Below are 5,360 nucleotides of genomic sequence, written 5' to 3' on the forward strand. Positions count from 1 at the left end.
CGCCAGACGGTCAAAAAAACGAGAACACAGCTCAAAGCACTAACTTAATGTAGAGTAATCCATCAGTACATCAGGATACCCAGCCTATGGCCAAGCAGAAAACATTCACCCAACAAGACCTAGAAGCCGCCCGTCAAAAACTGGCCGATCTGCCAGACCTGAGCAAGGACAAAATGAGCCAGGCCGAAGTGCTACAGTCGCTCAAAGAACAAATCGTTGAGCTATGTTCGGCCAAGGGTTACTCCGTCTCGGAGGTTAAACAGGCTCTCGCTGATGTTGGTCTGAACGTGAGTGTTCGGGAAATTACCGACCTGACCACCAAGCGCAAACGTGCGGCACCTCGGGCTAAGCCTCAGGTTGCCTGAGCGCTCAAAGCCATCCAACAAAAAAGCCCCACATCGAGGGGCTTTTTTGTTCCAAGGCAACCGTCTTCAATCCGTGTAAAGATAATCAGCAAGATCGATTTTTTCCGATTGACCATCCATACCGGTGACAACAAAGGTACACGCGCTGTCTGGTTCGCCGTCAGCGATACGTGCCTGAAAGAAACGCTGTGCGACGTCAAGGGCGGCTTCTTTATGTGCGCCTACTGATTCTGTGTAGATGGTCCAGGTGACTACGTAGCCGTTCATTATCTTCATCCTTACGTTGATGTGGACTTGTCAGAGTTGGGCGCCGCCAACGCCCAGTTAGGTTGAATTAAGCGGCTTTTCTGTGCTCACCCATAGCCTGCGCAAGTACCCACAAGGCCCGGTTCAGTTTCACGTCCTGATCAATCCCATTGACCGCTCGCGTGGTCGTGCGTCGGCCTTGCTTGTTACGCCCGGTCAAACCGCCTTTGATGGTGTTTTCCTGGACTCGATTGAAGGTGGTCCAAAGGTCGCTGCTACGGTCCTCCCGACGGCGTGGCATGAGCAACTGGGACGGGGTAATAGGCGCAGGTCCTTCTGCAGGATCGTAGCGATACGCCAGGGCAGCCAATGCAAAGGCCTCTTGCTCGTCCTGGTCTAATTGTTGATGCTTCATGTCAGCGGTTATGTGGTCGATCTGTTCGAAATGCTTCAACACTTCGAAGGCGCCTTCGATCACGTCATTTACCACATCACCACGGCCGCTATGGCGTACTTTCTGGTCAGCGGCAACGTCTCCCAGTACCAGTCCATTTGCACACACGAAACGGAATTTTCCTCCAATCATCTGATAGCTGCTGCTGCCATCGTGGCTGTTGAGGAGGATGATTTCGTTGGCTTCCTGGTCCAGGATCTGGCTCGCATGGCGCAGGCGCAGCATGTGCTTGGTGTGCTCACGTTTGCCCTGGTCACGCACGCGTGTCTGACAGGCCATGAATGGTTCAAATCCTTCGGCGCGCAGCGCATCAAGTACCTGCACGGTCGGGATATACAGATAACGTGCCGACCTGCTGTCGTGCGCTTCTTCGGCGAAGATGGAAGGCACATAGTGGGCGATCTGATCGTTGCTCAGTGCGACGTCACTGCGGATCATGCATGGGTTACGGAAGTTGCTGGACATACGCATATTTTTTCTCCTGGTGTAGCGCCCGGCCTGACGGGCGCAAGCGGGGTTAAGCGGCGAAAAGGTCGCCCTGGAGGTCGGCGTAGCTGCACCAGCGGGCAAACGATTCGTTGCCGCACCAGGTCTGAATTTTTTCCACGAAGCCTTCACGACGCGCTGTGGTGATTAGTTCGGCGATCACCTCGGCCGAGTCACCCATTTCAAAGCAGTTGTCGAACTGGCGTTCGCCCAGGCCTTCGAAACCGTTGTCCCAAAGTTCATACCGGACTACGGCGTCTGCCAGGTCATGCTTGAACGTCAGCACCAGGAACTCGACGCGGGCATTGAACTTGTGTACCTGGCGACTCAGTTTCAGCAGCTTTTTGCAGATCTCGACCTGACCGCTTGTGAAGCGCTTCATCAGCTGTTGCTTTGCTTGTCTGTTCATTTCGTCTCACCTCTGTGCCGGCTTTGCTGAGTGCCTTTCGCCGATGCGCTTAGGTCGATCGGGCGCATAGGTGCGTGACAAGGGCGCGATGCGAGGCCGCAGCTAAGGGAGCGAAGCGAGTCTGAACGGGGGAGTGTCGCGGGCGCAGCCGAACCCTTGTCAGGTGCCGCGCTCGATCTACCGTCAAGCGCACGGCGAAAGGTGCGCAGCAAAGCCTGCAGGTGATACGGGAAGTACAGGCAGCGACGGCAAGCGGAGCGCGCAGGCCGAGAGGCCGGAGGCGTTAGAGCCGGCTTGCCGGCGAGGATTGAAGCCCGAAGGGTCGAGACGGGCCGGCTTCATGGCCTGGCTCGATGCGCAGCACGAAAGCCCGGCCCTGAGCGCAGCGAGGGGAACGCGCATCAGCGGTTGCCAGCGATCGAGCTGCACCGAGGCTTAAACAGCCAGGGCACGCCTCTCCTATTGCGATTGAGCAGATCTGAGTGATTGAGCTAATGCCAGAACATCACCTGCAGCTGCTGGCGGAAGCCAGGCCTCAACCTTGACCCAATCAGCCGGCAAATCCTCCAGGCGCGCCCGAATGCGTGCCATAAGCCTGTGAACCACCTGCCGGGTCAATCCAGTCTCCAAGGCGGCTTCGGACACACTGGCACCCATGACCAGGACGAGCCTGGCAGCACTTATCGAGCGATCGGAGAACGCCCGACGTCGATTCTGGCCCGCAAGCACGGCCATGACCCGCTCAAATTCGTCCGCAGCCATCAGGGCGCAGGGTGAAACAGGACTGATCATTCTGATCAACTGGGCAATCTGGGCGTTGCTGTAGTTCTGAGTGATCTTCGTTGCAAGACCAGGCAGGTCAGGATCGACAGCCATGATAATAGGTCCAGGTTGATGAAAGTCGAATCTACCGTAACCGCAACCACATGTAACCTGTAACAAGCCGCAGTTCGAGTCTTCACACGCGACCCAAAGACCAGTCCTGAGCGCAGGGAGGGGCCGCTCGGTGCGTTCAAGCGCGGCACGTCTTAATGTACGGACAGCTCTCGGAAAAAATCAGGATTTGCCTTCACCGTGGCAAGAACCTTGGCTGCAAGGCCCGTAGGATTACGCCGTCCATTTTCCCAGCTTTTCACCGTATCAATACTGGTGCCCAAGACCTTTGCCATCTCACCCTGGGTAACATTCAACTGGGCTCGGATCGCTTTCACGTCGGCCAACTCGTATTGAGTTCGCCGAGCAGCCGGCTTAACACCGCTCTTGATATCCACGGCTTCTTCAAGAGAGGCCTTCAACTCGTTAAAAAAGCTCATATCACACCTCTTTTTTCAGCTTTTGAGTGAGCAGCTTCAGCTCTGTTTTTTCAGCACCAGTCAGGCTGTCTTTGGTGCTTTTCGGGTATGCCATCACCAGGTAGATCACCTCAGGTGTAGCCAGAAAGTATATTACTCTCGCACTGCCGCTCTTGCCTTGGTTACCCGTGGCCATGCGTACCTTGCGGAGCCCTCCTGTGTTGGTGATCAAATCCCCTCTGTCCGGAGACTCGATCAAAATCGCCTGAAGGCTTCTCAGTTCATCATCTGTTGCGAGAGCCTTGATCTGGCGTGTGAACATCGAAGTTTCGATGAATTCAATAGCGTTGCTCACAGATGCTATCCTTGTCCATAGGAGTACATAGTACACCACAACCAGTGTCCAGCATAGACCAGCAGCGTCATCCGGCCACACGCGTACGAAGAGCTGATCTGATTGCGCAGTCAAATGGGAAGATTTGCAGCATTAGCTCTCGGCCACAAACGGACCTTGGGCTGAACGGCAATATGTAAACAGCAACAGTCAGAGCACGTCTGAAACTTGACGTAAGGCTTGTGCGCTGAGAACGTCCATCTACTCCACAACGGACCGGACGCTATGTCGAGCAAAGACCTAGAAGCAAAAAAACGCCACCATTACGTCTGGGCGAATTACCTAGCACGCTGGAGCAGCGGTACGAAAAACGTTTTCTACTCTACGAAAACGGGGAAAATTGCCCACGACAGCATGCGTGGAATAGTTGCTGATGACTATTTCTATAAAACCACTTTGCTTACGAGCAAGCATGTCGAGTTAATTAAAAGCATCTCCCGTCAAAGCCCCGATCATCTCCGACAACACCACATGTCTTACCTAAACGACTTCCTGAGGATGCAGGAAGCCGAGGCCCTCTACCGTAAGTCTGGCATTCAGAATCAAGATGCAGAGCTTCACCTTCATGCGTTGAAGTGCAACCTACTGGAAAACCTCCACGCATCTCACGAGAAAATGGCGCTCCCAGTGTTGGCCGCGCTGGCTGATGAGCAACTCGACGTACTACAGGATAAGCAGCACATGATCGAGTTCCTGGCGTTTTTCGGTCACCAGATCTCCCGCACGAAGCCTTTCCGAGATGCCGCGCTGCAGGCTCAGCCCCGCAGTAATGCTATCGAGATTGAAGTCGCCGACACGATGGCTCATGCCTGGTGGTTCCTAAGCTACATGTTCGGTATGAGTATTGGGTTAAGCCTATATACAGATAGACACAATGCCAGGCACGCATTGTTGATAAATGAGACAGAGGTGCCTTTCATCACGTCCGACCACCCTGTCGTCAATGTGCATTCCTGTGTCTCAACTACGCAGTTCGTAGCGCCAGAATATGCTGACTTCTATTACCCCCTATCGCCCCGAGTTGCCTACATTATCTGCGATTCTGAGCGATTCACCCAGGGCAAAAATGAAGTTGATGAAACCACCGTCGCGGAGCTCAACGTCAAATTGGCGAGTCAGGCCATGGTGCATATCATCGGTAACACCGAAGCCGCAATCCGTCCATTTCAAAAATACATCGGCAGGCGCTATAGGCGAGCTAATGATTCCTAACGCTCCAAAAGACTGCAGCGACGAGTGCGTCGCTTCTAGCCACCGATACACATGTCAACTTATGGTGTATCCACAATGGCACGCTAGCGCTGAACAAAAAATGTCACCACATGTAACCTTTCTATATCGTCACTTTTGGGTATACCCCAAGTGACACGAAAATCGGCACGAACAGATTTCAGCTTTGCACACTTAACGTACACCCAATTTGATACAATGATTTGACTACACCCAAAATGAGACAGATCTACCGATGTTCATTCGTGCATACCTTCGAGCATCGACCGATGACCAGGACGCAAGTCGAGCGCGTGATTATTTGGAAACGTTTGTCTCCGGCTACGGCAAGGCCATCGCATCGTGCTACATGGAAAATGCCAGTGGCAGCCATGCCGACCGCCCGGAATTAATCCGACTACTCAAAGATGCTCGCCGAGGTGACGTGCTTCTGGTGGAAAGCATCGATCGGCTGTCGCGGATGGATGACCAGGCTTGGCGATCC

The 5,360-nt window shown here is 53.9% G+C and carries 9 protein-coding genes; 3 read left to right on the forward strand and 6 right to left on the reverse strand.

The features are described from left to right. The first annotated feature begins 86 nt into the window (after window positions 1-86). Entirely contained in the window at window positions 87-365 is a 279-nt protein-coding gene (locus DW49_RS0105850; RefSeq protein WP_004661031.1) for a mobilization protein, read from the forward strand. Window positions 366-431: 66 nt separating this feature from the next. Here DW49_RS0105850 and DW49_RS0105855 read toward each other — a convergent pair whose 3' ends face one another. The 6 genes from DW49_RS0105855 to DW49_RS0105880 form a co-directional block, all read right to left on the reverse strand. Then, window positions 432-632 carry a hypothetical protein gene (locus DW49_RS0105855; protein ID WP_004666908.1) on the reverse strand — a complete coding sequence of 67 codons (201 nt, stop codon included), beginning with the start codon at window positions 630-632 and terminating at the stop codon, window positions 432-434. Between the two features lie 67 nt (window positions 633-699). Continuing rightward, window positions 700-1,536: a DUF932 domain-containing protein gene (locus DW49_RS0105860; protein WP_024421126.1), complete on the reverse strand. Its 837-nt coding sequence runs from the start codon at window positions 1,534-1,536 to the stop codon at window positions 700-702. A gap of 46 nt (window positions 1,537-1,582) precedes the next feature. Then, window positions 1,583-1,960, reverse strand: coding sequence for a hypothetical protein (locus DW49_RS0105865; RefSeq protein ID WP_024421127.1), 378 nt, complete (start codon window positions 1,958-1,960; stop codon window positions 1,583-1,585). 459 nt (window positions 1,961-2,419) lie between these two features. Then, a complete protein-coding gene (locus DW49_RS0105870; RefSeq protein WP_024421128.1) occupies window positions 2,420-2,836 on the reverse strand; it encodes a TrfB-related DNA-binding protein in 417 nt (138 codons plus the stop codon). Window positions 2,837-2,988: 152 nt separating this feature from the next. Further along, window positions 2,989-3,273, reverse strand: coding sequence for a NadS family protein (gene nadS / locus DW49_RS0105875; RefSeq protein ID WP_024421129.1), 285 nt, complete (start codon window positions 3,271-3,273; stop codon window positions 2,989-2,991). A gap of 1 nt (window position 3,274) precedes the next feature. Then, a complete protein-coding gene (locus tag DW49_RS0105880; protein ID WP_010216246.1) occupies window positions 3,275-3,607 on the reverse strand; it encodes a type II toxin-antitoxin system RelE/ParE family toxin in 333 nt (110 codons plus the stop codon). Between the two features lie 264 nt (window positions 3,608-3,871). On the opposite strand from DW49_RS0105880, the gene DW49_RS0105885 reads away from it, so the two are divergent. Next, window positions 3,872-4,858, forward strand: a complete 987-nt coding sequence (locus tag DW49_RS0105885) for a DUF4238 domain-containing protein (protein WP_005622125.1) — start codon at window positions 3,872-3,874, stop codon at window positions 4,856-4,858. Between the two features lie 253 nt (window positions 4,859-5,111). Then, window positions 5,112-5,360, forward strand: a 249-nt coding sequence (locus DW49_RS0105890) for a recombinase family protein (RefSeq protein WP_024421130.1), incomplete at its 3' end; no start/stop codon positions are given.

The organism is Pseudomonas avellanae BPIC 631 (assembly GCF_000444135.1).
In the GTDB taxonomy this organism is placed as follows: domain Bacteria; phylum Pseudomonadota; class Gammaproteobacteria; order Pseudomonadales; family Pseudomonadaceae; genus Aquipseudomonas; species Aquipseudomonas avellanae.

Excerpts from the sequence above, each read along its gene's own strand:
- DW49_RS0105855 (WP_004666908.1), bottom strand. The coding sequence starts at position 632 with ATGAACGGCTACGTAGTCACCTGGACCATCTACACAGAATCAGTAGGC.
- DW49_RS0105885 (WP_005622125.1), top strand. The coding sequence starts at position 3,872 with ATGTCGAGCAAAGACCTAGAAGCAAAAAAACGCCACCATTACGTCTGG.
- DW49_RS0105860 (WP_024421126.1), bottom strand. The coding sequence starts at position 1,536 with ATGCGTATGTCCAGCAACTTCCGTAACCCATGCATGATCCGCAGTGAC.
- DW49_RS0105850 (WP_004661031.1), top strand. The coding sequence starts at position 87 with ATGGCCAAGCAGAAAACATTCACCCAACAAGACCTAGAAGCCGCCCGT.
- DW49_RS0105870 (WP_024421128.1), bottom strand. The coding sequence starts at position 2,836 with ATGGCTGTCGATCCTGACCTGCCTGGTCTTGCAACGAAGATCACTCAG.
- DW49_RS0105865 (WP_024421127.1), bottom strand. The coding sequence starts at position 1,960 with ATGAACAGACAAGCAAAGCAACAGCTGATGAAGCGCTTCACAAGCGGT.
- nadS (WP_024421129.1), bottom strand. The coding sequence starts at position 3,273 with ATGAGCTTTTTTAACGAGTTGAAGGCCTCTCTTGAAGAAGCCGTGGAT.